Origin of the sequence: Agromyces sp. Soil535, from assembly GCF_001428255.1 — a bacterium.
In the GTDB taxonomy this organism is placed as follows: domain Bacteria; phylum Actinomycetota; class Actinomycetes; order Actinomycetales; family Microbacteriaceae; genus Agromyces.
Genome location: NZ_LMRW01000007.1, coordinates 46,784 through 71,291, shown reverse-complemented (window position 1 = coordinate 71,291; position 24,508 = coordinate 46,784). Strand labels below are relative to the sequence as shown.

General features: G+C 69.8%; 25 protein-coding genes. 15 read left to right on the top strand and 10 right to left on the bottom strand.

From position 1 onward, the window contains the following. Positions 1–97 precede the first annotated feature (97 nt). From ASG80_RS07720 to ASG80_RS07685, 8 genes are all read left to right on the top strand, one after another. Entirely contained in the window at positions 98–1,393 is a 1,296-nt protein-coding gene (locus ASG80_RS07720) for an ion channel protein (RefSeq protein ID WP_056729594.1), read from the top strand. A 45-nt stretch (positions 1,394–1,438) separates the two neighbouring features. Then, entirely contained in the window at positions 1,439–2,110 is a 672-nt protein-coding gene (locus tag ASG80_RS07715) for a GAP family protein (protein WP_056729593.1), read from the top strand. A gap of 2 nt (positions 2,111–2,112) precedes the next feature. Next, a complete protein-coding gene (locus ASG80_RS07710; RefSeq protein WP_056729592.1) occupies positions 2,113–3,192 on the top strand; it encodes an AI-2E family transporter in 1,080 nt (359 codons plus the stop codon). Between the two features lie 129 nt (positions 3,193–3,321). After that, the gene (locus ASG80_RS07705; protein ID WP_056729591.1) at positions 3,322–3,750 is read left to right on the top strand and encodes a DUF6325 family protein; all 429 of its coding nucleotides are present in this window, start codon (positions 3,322–3,324) and stop codon (positions 3,748–3,750) included. Between the two features lie 3 nt (positions 3,751–3,753). Further along, entirely contained in the window at positions 3,754–4,110 is a 357-nt protein-coding gene (locus ASG80_RS07700; RefSeq protein WP_056729590.1) for an SHOCT domain-containing protein, read from the top strand. Further along, on the top strand, positions 4,107–5,249 hold the full coding sequence (locus tag ASG80_RS07695; protein WP_056729589.1) for a type III polyketide synthase: 1,143 nt from the start codon (positions 4,107–4,109) through the stop codon (positions 5,247–5,249). Before ASG80_RS07700 ends, ASG80_RS07695 begins: the two co-directional genes overlap by 4 nt. Positions 5,250–5,253: 4 nt before the next feature. Beyond that, entirely contained in the window at positions 5,254–5,991 is a 738-nt protein-coding gene (locus ASG80_RS07690) for a methyltransferase domain-containing protein (protein ID WP_056729628.1), read from the top strand. After that, the gene (locus ASG80_RS07685) at positions 5,984–7,141 is read left to right on the top strand and encodes an NAD(P)/FAD-dependent oxidoreductase (RefSeq protein ID WP_056729588.1); all 1,158 of its coding nucleotides are present in this window, start codon (positions 5,984–5,986) and stop codon (positions 7,139–7,141) included. Before ASG80_RS07690 ends, ASG80_RS07685 begins: the two co-directional genes overlap by 8 nt. A gap of 7 nt (positions 7,142–7,148) precedes the next feature. On the opposite strand, the gene ASG80_RS07680 is transcribed toward ASG80_RS07685, so the two are convergent. Further along, entirely contained in the window at positions 7,149–7,589 is a 441-nt protein-coding gene (locus ASG80_RS07680) for a nitroreductase family deazaflavin-dependent oxidoreductase (protein WP_056729587.1), read from the bottom strand. A gap of 77 nt (positions 7,590–7,666) precedes the next feature. Continuing rightward, positions 7,667–8,362 carry a YceI family protein gene (locus tag ASG80_RS07675; RefSeq protein WP_056729586.1) on the bottom strand — a complete coding sequence of 232 codons (696 nt, stop codon included), beginning with the start codon at positions 8,360–8,362 and terminating at the stop codon, positions 7,667–7,669. Between the two features lie 245 nt (positions 8,363–8,607). On the opposite strand from ASG80_RS07675, the gene ASG80_RS07670 reads away from it, so the two are divergent. After that, positions 8,608–10,833 (top strand): ATP-dependent Clp protease ATP-binding subunit, encoded by a 2,226-nt coding sequence (locus tag ASG80_RS07670; protein WP_082589928.1) that lies wholly within the window; start codon positions 8,608–8,610, stop codon positions 10,831–10,833. 9 nt (positions 10,834–10,842) lie between these two features. On the opposite strand, the gene ASG80_RS07665 is transcribed toward ASG80_RS07670, so the two are convergent. The 4 genes from ASG80_RS07665 to ASG80_RS23890 form a co-directional block, all read right to left on the bottom strand. After that, positions 10,843–12,111, bottom strand: a complete 1,269-nt coding sequence (locus ASG80_RS07665) for an MFS transporter (protein WP_235508228.1) — start codon at positions 12,109–12,111, stop codon at positions 10,843–10,845. A 124-nt stretch (positions 12,112–12,235) separates the two neighbouring features. Beyond that, a complete protein-coding gene (locus ASG80_RS07660) occupies positions 12,236–12,838 on the bottom strand; it encodes a hypothetical protein (protein WP_056729585.1) in 603 nt (200 codons plus the stop codon). Positions 12,839–13,007: 169 nt separating this feature from the next. Continuing rightward, on the bottom strand, positions 13,008–13,421 hold the full coding sequence (locus tag ASG80_RS07655; protein WP_235508227.1) for a PIN domain-containing protein: 414 nt from the start codon (positions 13,419–13,421) through the stop codon (positions 13,008–13,010). After that, positions 13,403–13,681: a type II toxin-antitoxin system Phd/YefM family antitoxin gene (locus tag ASG80_RS23890; protein WP_056729583.1), complete on the bottom strand. Its 279-nt coding sequence runs from the start codon at positions 13,679–13,681 to the stop codon at positions 13,403–13,405. The genes ASG80_RS07655 and ASG80_RS23890 overlap by 19 nt, the downstream gene beginning before the upstream one ends. Before the next feature lie 90 nt (positions 13,682–13,771). Here ASG80_RS23890 and ASG80_RS07645 point away from each other — a divergent pair, with 90 nt between their 5' ends. Then, positions 13,772–15,343 (top strand): carboxylesterase/lipase family protein, encoded by a 1,572-nt coding sequence (locus ASG80_RS07645; RefSeq protein WP_056729582.1) that lies wholly within the window; start codon positions 13,772–13,774, stop codon positions 15,341–15,343. 11 nt (positions 15,344–15,354) lie between these two features. Here ASG80_RS07645 and ASG80_RS07640 read toward each other — a convergent pair whose 3' ends face one another. Then, positions 15,355–15,942 carry a hypothetical protein gene (locus ASG80_RS07640; protein ID WP_056729581.1) on the bottom strand — a complete coding sequence of 196 codons (588 nt, stop codon included), beginning with the start codon at positions 15,940–15,942 and terminating at the stop codon, positions 15,355–15,357. 215 nt (positions 15,943–16,157) lie between these two features. Beyond that, complete coding sequence (locus ASG80_RS07635; RefSeq protein WP_082589903.1) at positions 16,158–17,348, bottom strand: Fic family protein; 1,191 nt, start codon at positions 17,346–17,348, stop codon at positions 16,158–16,160. Between the two features lie 228 nt (positions 17,349–17,576). Here ASG80_RS07635 and ASG80_RS07630 point away from each other — a divergent pair, with 228 nt between their 5' ends. After that, a complete protein-coding gene (locus ASG80_RS07630; protein ID WP_056729579.1) occupies positions 17,577–18,644 on the top strand; it encodes a zinc-dependent alcohol dehydrogenase family protein in 1,068 nt (355 codons plus the stop codon). Here ASG80_RS07630 and ASG80_RS07625 read toward each other — a convergent pair. Next, positions 18,633–19,202 (bottom strand): TetR/AcrR family transcriptional regulator, encoded by a 570-nt coding sequence (locus ASG80_RS07625; protein ID WP_056729578.1) that lies wholly within the window; start codon positions 19,200–19,202, stop codon positions 18,633–18,635. The two genes, ASG80_RS07630 and ASG80_RS07625, sit on opposite strands and share 12 nt — an antisense overlap. Positions 19,203–19,340: 138 nt before the next feature. Here ASG80_RS07625 and ASG80_RS07620 point away from each other — a divergent pair, with 138 nt between their 5' ends. Continuing rightward, positions 19,341–20,063 (top strand): ABC transporter ATP-binding protein, encoded by a 723-nt coding sequence (locus ASG80_RS07620; protein ID WP_056729577.1) that lies wholly within the window; start codon positions 19,341–19,343, stop codon positions 20,061–20,063. Continuing rightward, complete coding sequence (locus tag ASG80_RS07615; RefSeq protein ID WP_056729576.1) at positions 20,063–22,459, top strand: FtsX-like permease family protein; 2,397 nt, start codon at positions 20,063–20,065, stop codon at positions 22,457–22,459. Before ASG80_RS07620 ends, ASG80_RS07615 begins: the two co-directional genes overlap by 1 nt. Before the next feature lie 159 nt (positions 22,460–22,618). On the opposite strand, the gene ASG80_RS07610 is transcribed toward ASG80_RS07615, so the two are convergent. Then, complete coding sequence (locus tag ASG80_RS07610) at positions 22,619–23,212, bottom strand: nitroreductase family protein (protein ID WP_056729575.1); 594 nt, start codon at positions 23,210–23,212, stop codon at positions 22,619–22,621. Positions 23,213–23,411: 199 nt separating this feature from the next. Here ASG80_RS07610 and ASG80_RS07605 point away from each other — a divergent pair, with 199 nt between their 5' ends. After that, positions 23,412–23,969, top strand: a complete 558-nt coding sequence (locus tag ASG80_RS07605) for a flavodoxin domain-containing protein (RefSeq protein WP_056729574.1) — start codon at positions 23,412–23,414, stop codon at positions 23,967–23,969. Next, positions 23,966–24,499 carry a flavodoxin domain-containing protein gene (locus tag ASG80_RS07600; protein WP_056729573.1) on the top strand — a complete coding sequence of 178 codons (534 nt, stop codon included), beginning with the start codon at positions 23,966–23,968 and terminating at the stop codon, positions 24,497–24,499. Before ASG80_RS07605 ends, ASG80_RS07600 begins: the two co-directional genes overlap by 4 nt. Positions 24,500–24,508: the final 9 nt, after the last annotated feature.

The following is a 24,508-nucleotide window of genomic DNA, read 5'->3' as shown; positions in this document are numbered from 1 at the left end:
GCGCCCCCCAGTGAGCGCCGCTGAGGCGAACTTATCGCGTGGCGAGTCGGGCCGTCCACTGGTGCCGGGCGCTACGCTCATCGCGGGGAGGTCGAGCATGAGCCTTGCGCGAACGCCGGTGGAGTCCGGCACGTCACCACGTCGGCTGCTGCTGCTCTCGATCCCCGCGATCGTCGTCGGCATCGTCGCCGCCCTGATTCTCTGGTCCCTCGAACAGGTCGCCGGGCTGCTCGAGGGCGTGCTCTGGGACACCCTGCCCGACGCCCTCGGCGTCGACCCGAACGGCTGGTGGATCGTCCTGGTGCTCACGCTCACGGGGCTCGCGGTCGGGATCTGCCTGCGGTACCTGCCAGGGCACGGCGGGCCCGACTCGGCGACCACCGAACTCGTGTCGCCGCCGCTGCGCCTCCGCGTGCTCCCGGGCCTCGCGGTCGTGACGATCCTCGCTCTCGCGGGCGGCGTGAGCCTCGGCCCCGAGAACCCGATCATCGCGATCAACGTGGCGCTCGTCGTCGCCGTGTTCGCGCGGCTGCTGCCCCAGGTCCCGGCGCAGATCTCGATCCTCCTCGCGGCATCCGCGACGGTGGGCGCACTGTTCGGCACGCCGGTCGCGGCGGCCCTGCTCTTCACGGGAATCGTCGCAGCCGCGAAGGGTGGCGGATCGCTGTGGGATCGCCTGTTCCTGCCTGTGGCCGCGGCGGGGGCGGGCGCGATCACGATGCACCTGCTCGGAGCCCCGCCGCTCTCGTTCGATGTGCCCGAGTACGGCAGTCCGCAGGCGATCGACCTGCTCACGGGCTCGCTCGTCGCGTGCGGGGCGGTCGTCATCGGCCTCGCCGCGCTCGCCGCGTTCCCGATCGTCTATCGCGCACTCCATGCGCTGCGGCACCCCATCCTCATCCCGCTCGCCGGCGGGTTCGTGCTCGGCATCCTCGGCCTCATCGGCGGCCCGATCACGTTGTTCAAGGGCCTCGAGCAGATCGGCGAACTGCTGCAGGATCCCGGGCAGTACGACGGCACCCAGCTCGCCGTGATCGCCGGGATCAAGATCCTGGCGCTCGTGGTCGCCGCGAGTGCCCTCTTCCGCGGCGGCCGGATCTTCCCGGCCACGTTCATCGGCGTGGCGCTCGGGATGCTCGGCCACGTGCTCATCCCCGGCATCCCGCTCGGGCTGGCCGTGGCCTGCGGTGTGCTCGGCGTCGTCCTCGTCGTCGCCCGCGACGGGTGGCTCGCGCTGTTCCTCGCTGTCGCGATCCCCGACGACATCACGCTGCTGCCCGTGTTGTGCCTGATCGTGCTCCCGGCATGGTTGCTCGTGTCACGGGCGCCGGAGTTCCGCATCATCCCGGCAGAATCCGCGCCGACCACTTCCGGCGAGGCCGCCGCTCGCTGACGTCGCGCCTGACGCGGCGGCCGCCGCAGGGAAGGGGAACCAGACATGGGATCCGTCATCGGGGACATCCTCCCCCTCGCACTCGGCGTCGCGATCAGCCCGATCCCGATCATCGCCGCGATCCTCATGCTCCTGTCGCCGAAGGCGAAGGGCACGAGCGTCGGGTTCCTGATCGGCTGGGTGCTCGGCATCGTCGTCGCCGTCACGCTGTTCACGTTGCTCGCCTCGGTCATCCCCGAGCAGGATCCGGATGCCTCCAAGCCGATCTCGGGCGTCATCAAGATCCTCCTCGGCGTCGCCCTGCTCTTCCTCGCAGTGCGGGAGTGGCGCAGCCGCCCGAAGCCCGGCGAGGAGCCCGCGCTGCCGAAGTGGATGGCCGCCATCGACGAGATGACCGCGGGCCGCGGATTCGTGCTCGGCTTCCTGCTCTCGGCGGTGAACCCGAAGAACCTGCTGATGGCGGCGGGCGCGGGCGTGATCATCGGCACGGGCGGCCTCACCGTGGGCGAGGCGGCGCTCGCGATCCTCGTCTTCGTGCTCATCGCCGCGTGCACGGTGGGCGTGCCGGTGATCGCCTACCTCGTCGCGTCGAAGCGGATGGCGGGCCCGCTCGAGTCGCTGCGCGGATGGCTCGTGCACAACAACGCGACGGTCATGGCGCTGGTCCTGCTCGTCATCGGCGTCGTGGTCATCGGCAAGGGCCTCGGGAGCTTCTGAACATGACCGAGGAGTCGCCGCGAGCGGTCGACGTGACGCGCACCGCCGACCCGGCACGTCCGGCCGGGCTCGCACGCGGCACGCGGGTGCTGATCACCGTCGCGGCCGCGGTCGTCGTCTTCGTTGGGGTCTGGTTCGCGCGGGACATCCTGGCGCCCGTGGCCGTCGCGGCGGTCGTCGTGATCATCGCGCATCCGGTGCGCCGGCCACTCGTGCGCCGAGGGTGGCCGGGCTGGCTGGCCACGACCATGGTCGTCGCCGTGGCGTACGCGATCCTCGCGGTGCTCGGGGTGCTGCTCGTCGTGGCATCCGCCCAGTTCGTCGGAATGCTGCCCGACTACGCGGACGAGCTGCAGGCGACCGCGGCGGGGTTGCTCGCCTGGCTGGAGTCGCTCGGCTTCTCGAGCGATGTCGCGACCTCGGCGGCTTCGGCGATCGACCCCGAGCAGCTGCTGTCGTTCGCGGCCGGCGTCGCCGACGCGGTGCTCGGCGCCGCCGCGGCGTTCTTCTTCGTGCTCGCGTACGTCATCTTCATGGCGGCGGATGCCTCGCGCTTCTCCCGCGGCTCGACCGTGTTCGGCACCGGCGGTGACGCCATCGGCTCGCGGTACTTCTCAGGTGTGCGCCGCTACTACGTGGTGAGCGCCAGCTTCGGCGCGATCGTCGCCGTGCTCGACGGCCTGCTGCTGTGGGCGCTCGGCATACCGGTGCCGGTCACCTGGGCCATCCTCGCCTTCGTCACGAACTTCATCCCGAACATCGGCTTCGTGATCGGGCTGATCCCGCCGGCCTTGCTCGCGCTGGTGGTGGGCGGCTGGCCGCTCGCCCTCGTCGTGGTGCTCGCCTACAGCCTCATCAACGTCGTGCTCCAGGTGCTCGTGCAGCCGAAGTTCGTGAGCGTCGCCGTGGGGCTGAGCCTCACGCTCACGTTCTTCTCGGTGGTGTTCTGGACGCTCGTGATCGGGCCGATCGGGGCGATCCTGTGCATCCCGCTGACGCTGCTCGTGCGGGCGCTCCTGCTTGAGCCCGACGAGGGGGCGCGCGTGCTCCGACGCCTATCGGGCGACCCGCAGGCGCGCTGATGGACGGCTCCCACCGCGCCTCCGACCGTGTGCAGGCGGCCGATCCGGGGTGTTCGCCGGGGATTCACGCGTGGCTCTGGCGCCCGTTCTGGCGCGGGTCTAGTCTGCAAACACGGTGAAGGGGGAATCATGGCGGATTTCGAATACGGCCCGGTCGAGCTCTACCTCGTCGGCTTCGAGGGGGATCACCCCGATGAGGGGACGCTCGAGGCGATCCGCGATCTGGTCGAGGGCGGCACGATCCGCCTGATCGACTTCCTCGTGATCTCACGCGAGGAGGACGGCTCGGTGCTGATCACCGACTTCGAGGAGGTCAGCGACGAGTACGGGTTCGGCGACGTCGAACTCGCGGCCATCGGCCTCGTCGCCGAAGAGGATGCGCAGGAGCTCGCGGAGGGCATCGCGCCGGGCACGTCAGGGGCGTTGCTCGCGATCGAGCTCCTGTGGGCCAAGGACCTCGCGTCGAGGTTCGCTGCGTCGGGCGGCATCGTGCTGCAGACCGAGCGCATCCCGGCGCCCGTCGTGAACGCCGTGCTGGCCGAGGCCGAGGAGGAATAGAAGATGCCACTCAGGAGAATGGGACGACCGGGACTGATCGGGATGGCGGCCCGCACGGCCGTCGTCGCCGGCACCGCCACCGCCGTTGCGGGCGGCGTGCGCGGTCACCAGCAGGCGAAGGCCGACCAGCAGTACGAGGCGCAGCAGTACGAGGCGCAGCAGCAGCAGGCGCAGATGGATGCCGCCGCCCAGCAGGCCGTGGCGCAGCAGCAGGCGGCGGCCGCCGCGGCGGCCCCTGCGGCGGCTCCGGCGGGCGGCGTCGACCTCGTTGCCGAGTTGCAGAAGCTCAGCGCGCTCAAGGATCAGGGGATCCTGAGCGACGCCGAGTTCGCGGCGGCGAAGGCGAAGCTCCTCGGGTGACGGTCGCACTCCGGGCGATCTCGACGGCGGTGCCGTCGACCGTGCTCGTACAGGAGGAGGTGCGCGACGTGTTCGCCGAGCAGCCGGGGCTCAACCGGCTCGCGCAACGGATCGTGGCGACCTCGTTCAACGTCTCGGGCATCGAGACGCGCTACACCGTGCTCGAGGAGCTCAGCCGCGACGCGCATCCCGAGGAGCCCGTGTTCTTCGACATCGACCGCCGTGAACTCCTGCTGCCGGGCACGAAGGCGCGCAACGAGATCTATGCGGAGCACGCGACGAGACTGTACGTCGATGCAGGGCGGGCCGCCATCGAGGCCTGCCCGGGCGTCGAGGCATCCGACATCACGCATGTCGTGACCGTCTCGTGCACTGGGTTCTATGCGCCCGGCCCCGACTTCATGGTCGCCCGCGAGCTCGGACTCGACGCCGGCGTCGAACGGTACCACCTCGGTTTCATGGGGTGTTACGCGTCGATCCCTGCGCTCCGCCTCGCACGGCAATTGTGCGAGGCGGATGCCGCGGCCGTCGTGCTCGTCATCAGCGTCGAGCTCTGCACGCTGCACCTGCGCTCGTCGAACGACCCCGACACCATCGTCGCCTCGTCGCTCTTCGCGGACGGCGCCGCGGCGTGCATCGTGACGGCGCGCTCGCCGGAGCCGGGCGAACGGGCCTTCGACCTCGATCGCTTCGCGACCCGCATCACGCCCACGGGGGAGGGCGACATGGCGTGGAAGATCGGCGATCACGGATTCGAGATGGTGCTCTCGAACGCGATCCCGGCGATCATCGACGAGCACATCACGGGGGCGATCGAGCCGCTCGTCGACCACGATCCCGCGCTCGCCGAGGCGCTCGCCACGGATGCCGCGAGCGGGGCGATCGAGCACTGGGCGATCCACCCCGGCGGGCGCAGCATCCTCGACAAGGTGGAATCCCGGCTGCGGCTCACCGAGGCGCAGCTGGTGCCCGCCCGCGAGACCCTCCGCGACTACGGCAACATGTCGAGCGCGACCGTGCTCTTCGTGCTCCGCAACATCATCGAGTCGGATGCCGCCGCCGACGGCGACCGCGTCGTGGCGATGGCGTTCGGCCCGGGGCTCACGGTGGAGTCCGCGCTCATGACGGTGCGCGCCTGACGTGATGTCGCGGCCCGGCTTCCTCGATCGCGGGTTCCTGCTGCAGCGCGACGACGAAGTCACCGAGCTCATGGACGATCCCGACGCGGATGTCGCGACCCTCGAGCGCACCTATGCGCGGTTCCGCCTCGTGAACCTGTTCGTGTCCAACCAGCGGGCGGTGTACCGGCGCTGGATCCGCCCGAGCCTCTCGCCCACCGAGACGCGGCGTGTGCTCGACATCGGCACGGGCGGCGCCGACGTGCCGCGGGCGCTGCTGCGCTGGGCGCGCCGGGACGGGCTCCGCCTCGAGGTCACGGCCATCGACCCCGACTCCCGGGCGCTCGACTGGGCCCAGCGGCAGCCGCGGGAGCCGGGCCTGGTGCTGCGAAGGGAGACGAGTGCGGAGCTGGCCGCGGCAGGCGAGCGGTTCGAGATCGTCACGTCGAACCACGTGCTGCACCATCTCGACGGCCGTGCGTTCGGCGCGCTCCTCGCGGACTCCGAGCGCCTGGCGGCCGAGGGCGGCATCGCCGTGCACGTCGACCTCCGGCGGTCCCGGTTCGGGTACGCCGCGTTCGCCATCGGAACCCTGCCGTTCGAACGCAACCTGCTGGCGGGCTCCTACATCCGTGCCGACGGCCTCACGTCGATCCGTCGGAGTCACACGGTACCGGAGCTCGCCGCAATCCTGCCGCCGGGCTGGCACGCTCGCCGCGGCTTCCCCGCGCGGCTCGAGGTGATCTGGGGAGCGGATGACTGAACCCGACGTCGTGCACCACCAGCCACGGCATGACGTGGTGATCGTCGGGGGCGGGCCCGTCGGGCTCCTGCTCGCCTGCCTCCTCGCGAAGCGCCGGCTCGACGTCGTCGTGCTGGAGCGGCGCACGGGCCGGTCGGGCCGATCGAGGGCGATCGGCATCCACCCACCAGGGCTCCGGGCGCTCGCCCGCGCGGGCGTCGACGCCCAGGTGCGGGCCGAGGCCGTCGAGATCCACGGCGGCCGGGTGACGTGCGAGGGCCGCACCCTCGGTGTCATGACGTTCGCCCGGGCCGGCGCGGTGCTCTCGTTGCCGCAACTCGAGACCGAGGACCTGCTCGAGCGTCAGCTCGACTCGCTACGCCCGGGGAGCCTGCGCCGGGGCGTCGACGTGCGCGCCGTGCACGACCGCGGCACCCACGTGCACGTCGAGGGCGTCGCGGGCGACCAGCCGGTGACCGTGACGGCGTGGTACGCGGTCGCCGCCGACGGCGTGCGCAGCGGCATCCGCGAGGCCCTCGGCATCGCCTGGCGGCAGCGCCCCGGCCGTGCGCACTACGTGATGGGCGACACCCGCGACGACACCGGCGAACGGGACCAGGCGTTGCTCCATTTCGAGCCGTCGGGGGTCGTGGAGTCGTTCCCCATGCCCGGCGGCATGCGCCGCTGGGTGGCCTGGGTGCGACGCCCGCCCGCGACGCCCACGGCCAGCCAGCTCGGCACCATCGTGCGCTCGCGCGTCGGCGGCGCCTTCGATGCGGATGCCGCAGGGGAGCCGAGCACGTTCGAGGCACGTCAGCACGTCGCCGAGCGGTTGGCGCTCGGGCGCGTCGCGCTCGTCGGCGACGCCGCCCACGAGGTCAGCCCGATCGGCGGCCAGGGCATGAACCTCGGGTGGCTCGACGCGGTGCGGCTCGACCACGACCTCGCCGCGGCGCTGGCGGTCGGCGCCCCGTACGAGGCGTTCGACGCCTACGATCGCGTGCGTCGGTCGGCGGCGGGCCGCGCCGTCCGCCAGGCCGCGTTCAACATGGCGATGGGTGCGCCGGCGTCGGGCGTGCGGCTGCGGGTGCGCAACGCCTCGGTGCGGGTGCTCGGCATCCCGCCGTTCCGTGCGCTGCTCGCCCGCGCGTTCACGATGCGCTGGTTGTGACGCCGAGCTACACGACGATGCGCGTGAGCACGAACACCGGGATGAGGCGGTCGGTCTTCTTCTGGTATCCGGCGTAGGCGGGCCACACCTCGAGCGCCCGCGCCCACCAGGCGTCGCGATCCGCTCCGGACACCTCGCGCGCCGCGTAGTCATGCTTCTCCGCGCCGTCCTGCAGCTCGACATGCGGATGGGCACGTACGTTGAAGACCCAGCGCGGATGCTTGATCGACCCGCCCTTCGAGCCGACGACGGCATACTCGCCGTCGTGCTCGACGCGCATGAGCGCGGTCTTCCGGAGCTTGCCCGACGTGGCGCCGACGGTGGTGAGCACGATGATCGGCTTGCCCTGCAGCATGTTGGCCTTCGCGCCGCTCGTCGCCTCGAACGTCTCGGCCTGCCTGCGCGCCCACGCCGACGTGCTCGGTGCGTACTCTCCCTCGAGCGGCATGCGCCCTCCTGTCGCGTCGTGTGCTCTCATCACAACACGGATCGCCCCGGCCTGCATTCCGCCGCGGATCGTCGGCGTCAGGCGGGGGCGATTACGAGCGAGAACTCCACGAACCCCTCGGGTTCCACCGAGACGAACCCGAGGCTCGGCGCTTCCACGCCGAAGTCCGCGAACGTGACCGGGATGCTGCCGGCGATCTGGCCACTGCCGTCGTTCAGCACGGCCTCGAGCTCCACCGTCATCGTGCGGGTGACGCCGGCGATGGTGAGATCGCCCGTGGCGGTGAGCGTCTGCACCTCGCCGACGGCGGGCGCGGATGCCGCGGTCACGGGGCCGGTGAGGACGAACGTGGCGGTCGGGTACTCCGAGACCCGCAGCGCGTTGTCGCGGAAGTACCCGTCGCGCGCGGTCGAGTCCGTGGTGATCGAGGCGAGGTCGACCGTGATCTCGGCGGCGGTGAGTGTGAGGTCGTCGACCGTGAACGAGCCCGTCACCTCCTCGGTGCGGCCCACGACCGTGACATCCGTGTCGTTCAGCACCTCGTCGACCCGGTAGCCGGCAAAGGAGCCGTCGGCGACGACCCAGGAGCCCGACAGCTCGGCGGCATCGATCGTCGACGCCGAGGCGCTCGGCGCGGCCGTCACGGTGGGCGCCGCCTCCGCCTCACCCACGATCAGGTCGCGGTACACGATCGGCCCCGCGACGGCGGCCGTGCCGCCGAGGAGGACGACGCCGGCGATGATCGAGATGGTGACGATGGTGCGGCGCTTCACATGGAATCCTGTCGGTCGGGGGCTTGTGATTCCGAGCCTGCCGCGCCCACCCTTGAGGCGGCTGTGGATCCGCTATCGGTGAGGTGAACGACGGGTGGCGGGCGGTTCGGCGGTGGCGGGCCCGGTGCATCCGGGGCTAGCGTGAAGAACGGGCGACTTCCGGCGGGCTCGCCGGAATTTTGACTCTCTCGCCAGACTTGAGCCTACTAGACTCAAGTCTGAGAAGGGAAGCGACCGTGGCCAACATGCAGGGCGCGCCGAGCTCGCAGGAGGAGCAGCAGTCGGCGCTCGAACAGTTCGGCGTGAATCTCACCGACCTCGCCCGGCAGGGCAAGCTCGACCCGGTGATCGGGCGCGACGCCGAGATCCGGCGGGTCAGCCAGGTGCTCACGCGACGTACGAAGAACAACCCCGTGCTCATCGGCGAGCCCGGCGTCGGCAAGACGGCGGTGGTCGAGGGCCTCGCCCAGCGCATCGTCGCCGGCGACGTGGCCGAATCGCTCAAGGACAAGCAGCTCGTCGCGCTCGACATCTCCGCGCTCGTCGCGGGCGCCATGTACCGTGGCCAGTTCGAGGAGCGCCTGAAGGCCGTGCTCAAGGAGATCAACGAGGCCGAGGGCGGCATCATCACCTTCGTCGATGAGCTGCACCTGCTCATGGGTGCGGGCGGCGGCGAGGGATCGGTTGCGGCATCCAACATGCTGAAGCCGATGCTCGCCCGCGGCGAGCTGCACCTCATCGGTGCCACGACCCTCAACGAGTACCGCGAGTACATCGAGAAGGACGCCGCGCTCGAGCGCCGATTCCAGCAGGTGTATGTCGGCGAGCCCTCGGTGGAGGACACCATCGCGATCCTCCGCGGGCTCAAGGGTCGCTACGAGGCCCACCACGGGGTCACCATCACGGATGCCGCGCTCGTCGCCGCGGCATCGCTCTCGCACCGCTACATCACGGCGCGGCAACTGCCCGACAAGGCGATCGACCTCATCGACGAGGCCATGTCGCGGCTGAAGATGGAGATCGACTCGAGCCCCGTCGAGATCGACCAGCTGAAGCGCGAGGTCGACCGCCTGAAGCTCGAGGAGCTCGCGCTCAAGAAGGAGAAGGACGAGGCGTCGAAGGAGCGCCTCGCGAAGCTCCGCGAGACATTGTCCGGGAAGGAGCGAGAGCTCGCCGAGCTCGAGGCGCGATGGGCGCGGGAGCGCCAGGGGCTCAACCGGGTGGGCGACCTCAAGAAGAAGCTCGACGAGGCCCTCACCGAACGCGACCGTGCCATGCGCGAGGCCGACTACGAGAAGGCATCGCGCCTCGAGTACGAGACGATCAAGCGGCTCGAGCGCGACCTCGCCGAGGCCGAGCAGGCCGAGGACGCCACCGACGAGCCGCGCATGGTGAACGAGCAGGTCACCGAGGAGGACATCGCCGCGGTGATCTCGGCGTGGACCGGCATCCCGGTCGGCAAGCTCATGCAGGGCGAGACCGAGAAGCTGATGAACCTCGAGACCGAGCTCGGCAGGCGGATCATCGGGCAGAAGCGCGCGGTCGCGGCCGTCGGCGACGCCGTGCGCCGCTCGCGTGCCGGCCTCAGCGACCCGAACCGGCCGACGGGCTCGTTCCTGTTCCTCGGCCCGACGGGCGTCGGCAAGACCGAGCTCGCGAAGGCGCTCGCCGAGTTCCTCTTCGATGACGACCACGCGATGGTGCGCATCGACATGTCGGAGTACGGCGAGAAGTTCTCGGTCTCACGGCTCGTCGGCGCCCCTCCGGGGTACATCGGCTACGAGCAGGGCGGGCAGCTCACCGAGGCCGTGCGTCGTCGCCCATACTCCGTGATCCTGCTCGACGAGATCGAGAAGGCACACCCCGAGGTGTTCGACGTGCTGCTGCAGGTGCTCGACGACGGCCGCCTCACCGATGGGCAGGGTCGCACGGTCGACTTCCGCAACGTCATCCTCATCCTCACGTCGAACCTCGGCTCGCAGTACCTGATCGATCCCGGCCTGAGCTGGGAGGAGAAGGAGCAGGGCGTGCTGCAGATGGTCCGGCAGGCGTTCAAGCCGGAGTTCGTGAACCGGCTCGACGACATCGTGGTGTTCTCGGCGCTGTCGGAGGAAGAGCTCGCCGAGATCGTCAACCTCTACATCGACCGGCTCTCGGTGCGGCTGCACGATCGTCGGCTGGAGCTCGGCGTCACTCCCGATGCGCGGGCCTGGCTCGCCGAGCGCGGCTACGACCCGCTCTACGGCGCGCGGCCGCTGCGCCGCCTCATGCAGCACGAGATCGACGACAAGCTCGCCCGGGCGCTGCTCGCCGGCGAGATCCACGACGGCGACTCGGTCGTCGTCGACCTCGCGTCCGACGGCGAGTCGCTCACCGTGTCCCGCGCCGACGTGCCGGTGGCAGCGGGCGGCGAACCGGACGATGGCGACGATGAGGTCATCGACGCCGAGATCATCGACGACGAGCTGTAGCGCGCGGCGTCAGTCGCTGACGGGCTCGTGCTCGGGCTCGGGCACACCATTCGCACTCGCCGGGATGCGGCGTTCGAGTACAGCAGCGAGCATGCCGATGCCGACGCAGCCGACGACCATGATGACGATGTACAACACCTGCAGGCCCTGGTCGAGCAGCAACCCGGCGGCGATCGGCCCGGTGATCGCACCACCCTGGAACGCCGCCGAGTTGATGGCGTTGTAGCGGCCGCGGTTGTGGTCGGAGGCGAGGTCGTTGTACACCGCGGGCACCGTCGGTTGCAGCAGGGTCTCACCGAACGCGAACACGCCCATGAACGCCAGGACGCCGATCGCGGCCGCCAGCGTGTTGGGCAGGAGTCCAGCGGCGCCCAGGATCAGCCATGAGCACGCCCACACCGCGGCCATCACCATCATCACGCGGGTACGCCGCCGGCCGCTGATGCGCCGCAACACGGTGAACTGCAGGAGCACGATCACTGCCGTGTTGACTGCGAATGCGAGGCCGATCACGCGAGTCGACACCTCGGCCACCTGCCGCGCGTAGGCCGGGAACCCGGCCTCCATCTGGCCGTAGCCGATGAACATCGCGAGGAAGGTCAGCAGGGTGAGCCACAGGACCGCCGGCTGCCGGAGGATCTCGCGGTAGCCGCCGGATGACGGCGCGTCGTCGGACGGCTCGGACTGGGTGCGCACGTGACGGAGCGGCCCGAGCAGCAGCGCCATCGGGATCAGGCTGCAGGCGGCGTCGACGAGGAAGATCGCGGTGAACGTGTCGGGCGAATCGACATCGACGTAGAACCCGCCGAGGATGCCGCCGATGCCGATCCCGAGGTTGACGAGTGCGAAGTTGACGCCGAAGTACTGCTGCCGGAGGTCGCCCGTGACCACCGCCGCGATGAGGGCGTTGAACCCGGGCCAGGAGACGCCGAAGTTCACGCCGATCAGCACCAGAGCGACGGCCGCGACCGCGGGATGGGTCGCGAACGCGAGCAGCGTGCAGCCGGCGATCATCGCGATCAGCCCGGCGATCAGCACGGCCCGCGCGCCGAAGCGGTCGATGAGCGTGCCGCCCGGACCGGTGACGATCAGCCCGACGATCGCGATCAGGCTCATCAGCGCGCCGGACAGCCCGAGGTCGAAGCCGCGCACCTCGTGCAGGTAGATGATCGTGAACGGCAGGGTCAGCCCCCGGCCGAGCGTCTGGATCGCAACCGTGGACAGCAGCCAACGGCCTTCGGTGGGGAGCGCGCTCCAAAAGCTTCTGATGCCGATCACTGCAACATCCTGTCGGACACCACCGACATTGCTCACCGAGAGAGAGGTCATCGACGCCGAGATCATCGAGTAGGCGCGCCGGCGCGGCATCCGAATCGGGTGAGCGGATGCCGCGTCGCGGCCGTCAGCTGAGGAACTCGACGATGTCGGCGCAAAAGTCGCGGTCGTGGGTGTCGAAGCGGCCGTGCTCCGGACCGAACCCGAGGAATCCGTCGGCCACGTCGGTGTCGTCGGACGGGTCATCGGGTGTGCCGCCGTGATCGACCAGGAACCCGAACGAGTATTGGCCGCGGTCGTGGAACAGACTCGTGCCGTCGGGCCCGAAGTACTCCTCGCTGCCGACGGACTTGATCGTGAGGGTGAGTGTGCCGTCGCCGTTGTCGACCACCTTGGCATCCTGTTCGCTGCCACGGAACACGAACGTGTAGGTCTTCGCGTTCTCGACGTTGGTGTAGACCTCGGTGCGCTGATACGAGGACCCGCCGTACCAGAGTCCGCTGCCGCGCTGCCCGAAGTGGAAGGTGCCGACGGTTTCGGCGTGGTACGCCACGTCGAACTGGACGACGCCGGCGCACCACTCGGGGAACCGCTCCTGCGCGATGAAGTCCTCGACCTCGACGAAGTGGTCGATCACGGGCGGCCCCTCAGCGACCGCTGGAGCGGCCGTGCCGAGCAGCAGGACGGCGGACGTCGCCGCGACCGCGGCGGGGAGTGTTGTGCGCTTCATCGGATCCCCCCTGATCGTGTGCGTGCACGGGCGTGCATCACCTCGGACGCTATGCCGCATCGGGCCCGCAGCACATGCGTGGCACCACGGATCGGTCGCATAGCGCGGAAGGTGCGTATCGACACCTCGTGCCCGCGCTCGAACTGCGTCGCCCTGCGACCGCCGCCCCTCATCCGCCCGCGGGGCCGGGATCGACGATGCGCACGAGGTGACTGATCGGCGCGAAGTCCGGGGTGTTGCGCGTGAGGAGTGGGACGCCGAGGTGGTACGCCTGCGCGGCGATGAAGGTGTCGGTCTTGCGGGTGCGCACCTTGGCGCCGTCGCGGTGCATTGCGGCGGCGAGGTATCCGTATGCCCGGGACGCGCCGATATCGAACGGAAGCCACTCGATCAAGTTGTCGAGTGCGGCCAGGTACTCCGCGCGGGCGAGGCCGATCGAGTCGTTCCGCGCGGTCTTGATGCCGAACTCGAGCTCTGCCCGGCTGAGGATGCTGGCACCGAGGGCCTCACCATCGACCCGCTCGTCGCTCGGCAGGTCGATGAGCACGTTCGTGTCGAGGAGGATCACTCGACGTCGTCCCACGGATCGCGCAGCGGCTCGGTATCGCGCAACGCATCGAGATCGCGAAGAAGTTCCTCGACATTCTGCCTTGGGAGGCGCGGCAAGGCGGCGCGGAGTTCGGATGCCGGAACCCACTGCCGCGGACCCGGGGAGTCGGGAACCAGCTTGACCCCGACGCTGCGGCCGTGGGAGGTGATGAGATGTTCCTCACCGCTCGCGAGCACGCGCCGGTAAACCTCGTTCGGGTTCTGCTTGAGTTCGCGGGAGGTGATGGTCTGCATCGCTTCATCATTCCACCGTTGTAGACGCGCGTCTACATCGGGCGAATTCCCGCCAGCCGCGCGTTCACTCCGGGGGCGTATGCTCGCGTCATGCTGCTCCGCGACGGCGTCCGCACCGCCGGAGACCTCGTCGCCGAGGTCGACACGGGTGCCGTGCGGGGGATGCGTCGCGCCGGCGTACGCGTCTGGCGTGGCATCCCGTACGCATCCTCGACGGCGGGAGAGCATCGCTTCCGCGCACCGCGGCAGGCCCCCGGCTGGGACGGCGTGCTCGATGCGATGCGATTCGGCCCGGTGGCGCCGCAGCACCGCAAGGGACAGTTCATCGGCGCGGCCAACCACCTGCCGCGCAGCGAGGACTGCCTCACGGTCAACGTGCTCGCGCCCGACGAGGGCGTGACGGATACTCCGGGGCGCGGCCGCCCCGTCATGGTCTTCATCCACGGCGGGGCGTACAGCGTCGGGTCGGCGCAGGAGTACCCGCGGCAGGGCGAGCGGCTCGTGCGGCAGTACGGCGTGGTCTACGTGAGCCTCAACTACCGTCTGGGCGCGCTCGGGTGGCTCGACTTCCGCGCGTACTCGTCGCAGGGGCATCCGTTCAACGTGAACCTCGGGCTGCGCGACCAGGTGGCGGCGCTCGAGTGGGTGCAGCGCAACATCCGCTCGTTCGGTGGCGACCCCGGCCGGGTGACGCTCTTCGGCGAGTCGGCCGGCGCCAACTCGGTGACGACGCTGATGGCCGTGCCCGCCGCCGAGGGACTGTTCTCGCGGGCCATCGCGCAGAGCGCGCCCGTGAACGCGGTCTACCTGCCCGAGGTCGCGGCGACCTGGGCGCGCGAGTATGTGGGGATCCTCAGCGGCATCGTCGACGACGACGACCTGGACAGCCAGTCGACGGACGCCGCCGCTGCGATGCTGCGCGCGGTCGACCCCATGGTGCTCGCCCAGGCCACGACCGCGCTCACGATCCGCACGCCCGACGAATACCCCGGCACGATCGCCCTCGCGCCCGTGATCGACGGGGAGTTCCTTCCGCACCGCCCACTCGACGCGTTCCGCGACGGGCTGGCGCACCGCGTGCCGCTCCTCATCGGCACGAACGACCGCGAGGGGTCGCTGTTCGAGGGGCGCATCGACATCCTGCCGACGACGAAGCCGCGGATCCGTGCGATCTTCGCGAACACCAGGAAGAAGGCGCGCAAGGCGATCAAGGCGCAGTATCCGGGGCTGCCCGAGCGACGGCCGGCCGCCGACTTCAGCGGTGACTTCACGTTCTGGTTCCCGACCGTGAAGGCCGGCGAGCGGCACTCGCGCTTCGCCGACGTGTACTTCTACCGCTTCGACGCGGCGCCGCGCACCGCCCGGCTCCTCGGCCTCGACGCCACCCACGGGCTCGAGCTCTTCGCGCTCTTCGATCGGTCCGACACCCTCGTCGGCGGCGCGCTCACCGTGCTCGGCGGCCGGCGGATGTTCCGCGAGGTCGGGCGGCGGATGCAGCGGCACTGGGCGTCATTCGCGGCATCCGGCGCACCCGGGGCGGAGTGGCCCCGCTACGACGACGCCGCGCGCCGCACGCTCATCTTCGACCGCGCGGATCGGGTCGAACTCGATCCACGGCGCGCGAAGCGGCTCGCGTGGCAGGAGTTCGTGCCGCACGTGTAGCAGGCGCTGCGTCACTCGCCGAGGAACTCGGCGATGTCCTCGCAGAAATCGCGACCGTCGGTGTCGAACCGGCCGTGCACGTCGGCTTCCTCGACCGGTCCGAGGAACTCGTCGTCATCGGGATTCGTCGGCGTGCCGTTGTGATCGATGAGGTCCGCGCCCTCGACGAGCCCGGAGTCATGGAACATGAACACCCCGTCGAGCCAGGCCGTCGACAGGACCGAGCCCTTGAACCAGATCGTGAGCGTGCCGTCGCCGTTGTCGGCGATCTTGTGGTCGCGGAAGTTCCCCTGGGAATCGATAACGAAGCTCTTGCCGTTCGCGCTGTACGTGGTCACCGACTGGAATGTGCCTGCGAAGCGGATGAGGCCGTCGCGCTGTGTGGTGATGCGGTCGATGCCGCTCCCCTCGAAGCTCTCGGTGACCTCGAAGTCGACGACGTCGGGCGGGCACCAGAACTCCTCGCCGACCTCGTGCACTTCGGTGAAGGAATCCTCCCACGGGATGATCTGCACCGGGCTTGCGAACGCCGGAGCCGGCATGGCGAGCAGGAGGGCGGATGCCGCAGCGACCCCCGCGGCGATTCGTGTGAGTTTCATGGGGTCCCCGCAATGGGTCTGACGCCGCTCGGGATGGACGGCGCTCATGCGCAGGCTACTCCGATGCGCAGAGAACCGAGATTCCCTCATTCAGGGGGTGGGGGTGATGAGAATACGCTCGACGCGTGCGTGCGTGCGTGGCAGGCGTTCGCGCCGCACGTGTAGCGTCGCTGCGGGTTGAGGAGGCGCGCAGCGCCCGTCTCGTAACCCGCGGATCAGTCCGCAGGCAATCCGGATGAGCGCGCACTTCCGCCCGCGTCATCCTCCTTGAGGATGCGGGGAAGGTAGCCGAGCTCGTCGAGGCGTCGGACGATGAACGGCGAAAGCGGTCCGCGTGCAAGCGACACGCGGTAGAAACGCTGGCCGCGCTGATCATGGGTCAAGAGGGCTCGCTCAATGAGTCCTCTGATCGCGACTGAGCGCTGTGACGCCGTGCCAGGCAGAGCCGAGGCCAGATCCCCCGCTTTCACGACGTTCTTGGTGATCGCGATCTTCAACGCTGCACCCTCGACTGCGGTGGCGCCACCGCTCGCCATGAGCATGTTGATAGCGGGATGGACGAGATCCTCTCTCACGAAGGCGAAGTCCTGCATCTGCACGAGACGTTCCAGATCGTCGCGAAGCCCGCGGACGAAGAATTCGCACCACTTGAGAGTTCCATCACCAGAGAGGTCGTCCGCCGCTTCGAGCGCGGAGTAGTAGCCGTCACGATCGTTGCCGAAGACGGCGGTAGGGTTCACGGTGCGGTAACCCGGGCCGGAGTCGAAACCATTCCGGCGCAGCATTGCGTAGGTGAGGAGACGTGACACGCGACCGTTGCCGTTCCTGAACGGGTGGATCCAAACGAATCGGTGATGCGCAATCGCGACGTGCAGCATCTGCTCGTGCATCGGCACGTCCTGGTTGGCGAAGTCGAGTAACTCCGACATCTCTGCGTGGACGTACACGTGCGACGGCGGAATGTGCGACGAGTGGTTGATACCGACCTCTCGGACTCGATACTCACCCGGAGTCGGGTCGCCCTCGCGCCGCAAGCCATTCACCGTGATGCGATGGAGTTCCCGGACGAAGACCTGGGTCAGAGGGGTGGTCGGGTCAACGGAGTCGATGAAATCGATGCCCTTGAGGATGTTCATGATCTCGCGAAGGGAGTCGGCGCTTGCCGAACTCGGACGTGACCCTGGGCTCAACTCGCTCAACGCGTCGTAGACAGTCGTGTGGTTTCCTTCGATGCGCGCAGAGATGACGCTCATCACCACACGAAAGAGAGCGTGAAGCTCGTTCAACGTAGTGGCTGGTGTCGTTCCTGTACCGAGATCGCCGCGAAGCCGCTCGATCTCAAAGGCATAACGGACGAGATCCGACCCGAAGTCGGCCGGTGGCAGCGTGTACTTCTTGTCAATCATGCATCCCCAATTTGCGTGAGCATCCAGCAGTATTTGTCGTTCGACGTCATTCTAGCCCGGAAACACGGGGATCTATTTTCTCAAGAGAGGCGCATTATTTGTCTCCGCGTGATGACGGAAGTTGCGTAGAGCCGACGACGCGAGTTTCAGGAATCCGCCAGGTCACCCCAGGTCGGGCGGACCGGGAGTTCGAAAGCTGCACAACCGCCGCGCGCGTAGGCTCGGAGCATGCTTGCGACGATCATCCACGCCCCCCGTGACATCCGCGTCGAAACCGTACCCGACCCCGTGCTCTCGACGGGCGGCGACGCCATCGTGCGGGTGGTCGCGGCGTGCGTCTGCGGCTCCGACCTCTGGCCGTACCGCGGCGTGACACCCACGCACGAACCGCACCGCATCGGCCACGAGTTCGTCGGGGTCGTCGAGGCGGTCGGCGACCATGTGCAGCGCATCAACGTCGGCGACTTCGTGATCGCGCCGTTCTACGTCTGCGACAACACCTGCATCAACTGCCGCAACGGCGTGAGCACGTCGTGCCTGCACGGCGGCTGGTGGGGCGGCGAGGACCGGTTCGGCGCATTCGCCGACGGCGGTCAGGGCGAGCGCGTGCGCGTTCCCCTCGCCGACGGCACGCTCGTTGCGGTGCCGGGCCCGGTGTCCGACGACCAGGTGCCCGGGTTGCTGTCGCTCTCCGACGTGATGGGCACCGGCCACCACGCCGCGGTCGCGGCGGGGGTCGGTCCCGGGGACTCCGTCGCAGTCGTCGGCGACGGCGCCGTGGGCCTCTGCGCGATCATCGCGGCGAAGCGGCTCGGGGCGGCGACGATCATCGCGATGTCGCGGCATCCGGAGCGCCAGGCGCTCGCCCGCGACTTCGGCGCGTCGTACATCGTGGCCGAGCGCGGCGACGTCGGCGTGACCGCCGTGCAGGAGCTCACCCGCGGCGTCGGCGCCGACCGCGTGCTCGAGTGCGTCGGCACGAAGGAGTCGATGGACCAGGCGATCCGCTCGACGCGCCCGGGCGGGATGGTCGGGTACGTCGGCGCGCCCAACGGCGCGCCCGAACTGCCGGTGCGCACGCTCTTCAACCGCAACGTCGGCGTCAACGGCGGCGTCGCGCCCGTGCGCGGCTACATCGAGGAGCTGCTGCCCGACGTGCTCTCCGGAGCGATCCAGCCGGGCCGCGTCTTCGACGTCGAGCTCCCGCTCCGCGATGCCGCCGCGGCCTATGCCGCGATGGACGAGCGGCGCGCGATCAAGGTGCTGTTGCGCCCGGGCCCCACTTCAGGCCGCTGAGACGCCGATCGTCACCGTGAGTCCCGGTACGACGAGGCCCTGGAAGAGCGCGTCGATCTCCCGGGGCTCGGCCACCCGCTCGCCTCCGAGCCATTGCTCGACGAGCGCGAGGAACGCGCCGACGGTCGCGGCGGCCGCCGAGTGCAGCAGCGCGGCGTCGGCCGCGGGCGACCAGCCGCGCAGTTCCGCACGCACCTGGCTCACGAGCATCCGCTCGATGTCGCGCAGCATCGGCGATTCCGCTGAAGCTGCGAGGGTCGTGCGCGCGATCGCACGGTTCGCATCGAGATGCTCGAGGAACGGACGGCTGAAGCGGAGCGTGCCCGGGGCAGCGTCGGCGGTGCCGACGGTGAGATCGGTTCTGAGCACGTCGATCGCATCAGCGAAGAGGTCGTCCTTGTCCCGATAGTGCGCGTAGAACGTGGATCGACCGATGTCGGCCCGCTCGATGATCTCCGACACGGTGATCTCACCGTAACTGCGCTGCGACAGCAGGTCGAGGAACGCCGAGTGCAGCGAAGATCGTGTGCGGCGCACACGGCGATCGTCGTCGCTCATGGCGCGTTCCCGAACGACCTGAGGTGGGGTGTGCGATAACGGACGACTCCGTGGCGCCTGTCGCTGGTGCGAGACCGGTGCGCGGTTGGAGACTCGTTTCCGAACAACATGTACGGAAACTACCACGGAGGCCCGAAAATGGACAGCGGTCGACTCGCCACGTCTGAACCCGTCATCCGCCTGCGCCGTGTGGGCAAGAGGTACGCCTCAGCGGCGGGCGAGACGGTTGCGCTCCGCGCGCTCGACCTCGACATCGAGGCGGGGGAATTCGTCTCGATCGTCGGTCGGTCGGGGAGCGGCAAGACGACGCTCCTCAACCTCCTCGCCGGCATCGACACCCCCGACGAAGGCGAAGTGCACGTCGGCGGCCGTCGCGTCGACGAGCTCCGCGGCGCCGAACTCGCGCGATGGCGTGGCCGGACGGTCGGGCTCGTCTTCCAGTTCTTCAACCTGTTGCCGACGTTGACCGTCGCCGAGAACGTGATGCTGCCCTTGGACTTCGCGCGCACCACGCCACCGCGTGCCAGACGGCGGCTGGCGGTCGATCGACTCGACGACCTCGGCATCGCCGAGCACGCCGACAAGTTCCCGCATGAGCTCTCGGGCGGTCAGCAGCAACGCGCCGCGATCGCCCGCGCCGCGGTGAACTCGCCCCCCGTGCTGCTTGCGGACGAACCGACCGGCAATCTCGACACGGCGACGGGGGAGGATGTGCTCGCACAGTTCGGCCGACTCGCCGCGTCGGGAACGACCGTCGTCATGGTCACTCACGAGCGGGATGTCTCGGCGCACGCCACCCGCGAGGTACGCCTCGAAGACGGAGCGATCGTCGACGACCGCCAGTTCGCGGGGGTGCGGTGATGACCGCCCTGCGGCTGCGGAAGCTGCTCCGTGACATCCTGTCGATGCGCGGCCGAGTCGCCCTCATGATCGTCGCGATCGCGCTGAGCGCGACGGCCGCGATCGCCCTGCTCGACGCTCGAGCGCTCCTCGGTCGCGCGATCGAGTCGAACTATCGCGCGACCGAGCCTGCCTCGGCGACGATCGTGCTCGATGACCCGCTCGACCAGGAGGCGCTCGAGATTGTCGGCGGCGTGGCCGGAGCCGAGCGGGTCGCCGCGCGCGCAGCGCTCGTGGGACGCATCCGCTCCGGCGACGGCCCGTGGCGTTCCCTGCTCCTGTTCGTGCGCGAGAACGGCGACCCGATGCGCTTCGCCACCGTCAGCGTCGAGGATGGTGCGGATGCCGCGGGCCTGCTGCTCGAACGCACCGCACTGCGGTACCTCGGCGTGGGCGCCGGCGACCCCGTCGAGCTGGGCACCGCTGCCGGCCCGACCACGCTCATCGTCGCCGGTGGCGCACACGACGGCGGTGTCGCCCCGGCCGAGCAGGAGCAGACCGTCTACGCCTATGCCGAGGAGTCGCTGCTCGAGTCGGCGGGCATCACGGTTGCGCTCGATCAGATCAAGATCCTGGTCACGGATGCCGCGGGACACCCGAGCGGCGACGCGAACGCCATCGACGACGTCGCACAGCGTGCCCGCGACGCGCTCGCATCACGCGGATACCGCGTCGACCACGTCGAGATCCCGAGGCCGCTCGCGCACCCCCATCAGGGACAGATGGAGACCCTCGGCGCGATGTTCCTCGCATTCGGCGTGCTCTCACTCGTGCTCAGCAGCATCCTGGCGGCGGCGCTCCTCGCGGGCGCCCTCGTGCGGCAGATCCCGCAGATCGGTGCCATGAAGGCGATCGGGGCGCGCACCGCACAACTCGTCCCGATGACGCTCGGCATCGCGCTCGTCGTGGCGGGCATCGCCACCCTGCTGGCGCTCGTGCCCGGGTTCGCCCTCGGCAACCTCATCGCAGGGTTCGGAGCCTCGCTCCTCAACCTCGACCTCGGCAGCACGCGGCCGCCGGGATGGGTCTTGGCGACCGCGATCGCGTCGGGCATCGGCATCCCGACCGCCATCGCCGCCGTTCCCGTCGTGCGCACGACGCGCATCACCGTGCGCCAGGCACTCGACTCGGCGCGCCCGAGCGCCGTGCGAGGGGGGCCGCGCCGCCTGCGGGTCGGCGGTGACCTCAGCCTGACGGCGGCGGTGGGCGGGCTGCTCCGCCGCCCGGGCCGGCTCGCGCTCAACCTTGCGCTGCTCGCGATCGCGGGCGCGTTGTTCCTCGCCGGCGTCAACGCCGCGGCGGGATGGGACGAGCTCGTGGACACCGGCACGGATCGGCGGCACTACGACGTCTCCCTGCGCCTCGATGCACCGCACGATCGCAGCGCCGTCGAGCGCCTCCTCGTCGACCTCCCCGATGTCGTCGAGGTCGAGGCCTACGGGTCGGCTCGGGCGACGCTGCACATCGCCGGGCGCGCCGACGTCGCACGCGTCTATCCCGACGAGGGGCACGCGAGCTTCGTGATGGTCGCGCCGCCGATCGACTCGACCCTCGCCGAGACGTCGCTGGAGAGCGGGCGACGGCTCGCCCCCGACGACACCGACGCCATCGTCGTGACGACGACCGCCGCGACGCAGCAGCTCGGAGGCGCACACGTCGGCGATCGCATCTCACTCAGCGTGGCAGGACGTGCCGCCGAGTGGACGATCGTGGGCATCGTCGCCGACTTCGGCAGCCCGGCGGCGGCGTACACGACGCCGGAGGCATTCGCCGAACGCGCCGGCGTTCCGGGTGTGGCGAGCGTGCGCATCGTCACAGGGTCGCACTCCGCCGGCAGCCGCAGCCGCACCGTCGACGCCGCCGTCGAAGCGCTGCGCCGCGCGGGGATCGAAACCGATCAGGCCTACTCCGTCGACACCCTGGGGATCGCCCTCGACGGTCACGTCGGGGTGCTCATCGCCGCGCTCGTCGTGATCGCGGGGATCATCGGCGTCGTCGGCTTCCTCGGACTCGGCGCGAGCATGACGACGAGCGTCGCCGAGCGCACCAGGGAGTTCGCGATCCTCGCGGTCGTCGGAGCGGCGCCCCGCGACATCCGCTCGATCGTCATGCTCGAGAGCATCCTCGTCGGGATCGCCGGAGTGCTGCTCGCCACCGTGTTGTCGGTTCCGCTGACGCTGCTTGCCGACCAGGTCTTCGGTCGGCAGGCGTTCCTTGCGCCGCTGCCGTTCACCGCGAGTGCGTTCGCGCTCGCCGTCTGGACGCTCGTCGGCATCGTCGGCGCCCTTGCGGCGAGTGCGCTCGCCGCGCGTCGCGCGACCCGCATCCGCCCGAGCGTCGCCCTCGCCACGCTCTGATCCCCCCGAACGAACGGAGACGCTCATGCGCCGCACCCTCATCGCGATCGCGATCGGCATCGCCGTCGTGCTCGTCACCCTGGTGTCCGTCCACCTCGCGGTGAACGGCATGCCGGACTTCAGCAGCCTCAACCCGCACGGGTAGGCGGCGGGCGAGCGCTACTCGCCGACGAGCACGAGCTCCTCGAGCGGCTTGCGCAGGCGCGGCGCGACCTCGCGCTCGCGCAGCGGGTCGGGCAGGGCGTCGACGTCGCCGAGCACGCCGATCGCGGTGATCGAGACGACCTCGAGGCTCGCGTCGAGCCCGAACGCGTCGTGGATCCTGGCGCCGTCGAAGCCGCCCATCTGGTGGGTGTGCAGGCCATCGTGCTGCGCCTGCACCGTGAGGTGCGCCACCGCCTGGCCGAGGTCGTAACGGGCCCACGGGCGGGCCTTGCCCTCGGCGTCCACCGTCTCGGCGACGTTCACGATGAGCACGGCGGCGGAGTCGGCCCACGCCTGGTTGAAGCCCATGAGGGCGTCGTGCACGGTGCGGAAGGTCTCGGTGCCGCGACGGGCGACGATGAAGCGCCACGGCTGCACGTTGTTGGCCGACGGCGCCCACCGGGCGGCCTCGAGGATCGTGCGGAGCGCGTCGGTCGAGACCTCGGCGGTCGGGTCGTAGGCGCGCGGGCTCCAGCGCTCCACGAGGGGGTGGATGAGGGGCGCGGTCGTGTCGGCGCGGCGGGACGTGAGTTCGGTGACGAGGGTCATGGTGGTGCTGCTTTCGTGGGAGTGGACGGATGCCGGGGCGCCGTCGTCCCGCGAGGTGCAACGCTTCGCGGCATCCGCTATTCCATGTATCCGCATACTCTCAGCAAGCGGCGGGACCTTCGGCCGCCTGCCGGGGGGGATCGCGGCGTACCGTCGCGCCTGTGCCCGCCGGACAGACATGGAGAGAGAGGGGTTCGCGATGAAGGTGCTCGTGGCGTATTCGAGCAAGTACGGTGCCACGGAGGGCATCGCCCAGCGGATCGGAGAGGTGTTGAGTCGACGGGGCCACGAGGTCGAGGTCGTGCGGTGCGCGGATGTGGACGACGCGACCGGGTACGACGCATGCGTCGTCGGATCCGCTGCGTACATGTTCAACTGGAGGAAGGACGCCACGAGGTTCGTGAAGCGCAATGCGGAGATGCTCGCCACCCACCCCGTATGGCTGTTCAGCAGCGGCCCGCTCGGCGCTGACACGGTCGACAAGGACGGCAACGACGTGCTCGCCGGGGCCGAGCCCAAGCAGTTCGCCGAGTTCGAAGACCTGATCCATCCGCGCGGACGGCAGGTCTTCTTCGGCGCGTACGACCCCGAGGGCATCAGCGGTCGTGATCGGATCGTCGTGTGGATGCCGGCGATCCGGGACCTGATGCCCGCGGGCGACTACCGCGACTGGGCCGCGATCGAGGCCTGGGCGGGCTCGATCGCCGATGAGCTGGGCGCGCCGGCCGGTCGTGCCCCGGAGAAGGAGCCGACATGAAGATACTGGTCGCCTACGCGAGCAAGTACGGGGCGACGCAGGGCATCGCCGAGCGGATCGGGGACGTGCTGAGACGACGAGGCCTCGAGGCCGACGTCGTACGGTGCAAGGACGTGGACGACGCGACCGAGTACGACGCGTACGTGGTCGGGTCCGCCGCGTACATGTTCCGGTGGCGCAAGGACGCCCGGAAGTTCGTCCGCCGCAACCAGGACGTCCTCGTCTCGCACCCCGTGTGGCTGTTCAGCAGCGGCCCGGTCGGCACCGACAAGCTGGATGCCAAGGGCCACGATGTGCTCGCGGGCGCGGAGCCCAAGGAGTTCGCCGAGTTCGAGGCGGCGATCAGCCCTCGCGGCATGCAGGTCTTCTTCGGCGCCTTCCAGCTCGAGAAGCTCCGCGGCGTCGACCGGATGGCCAAGTGGGCGCCCGCGGAGGCCATGCCCGTGGGCGACTTCCGCGATTGGGCCGCGATCGAGGCCTGGGCGGGCTCGATCGCCGATGAGCTGGGCGCGCCGGCCGGTCGTGCCTGAGCGCGTTCC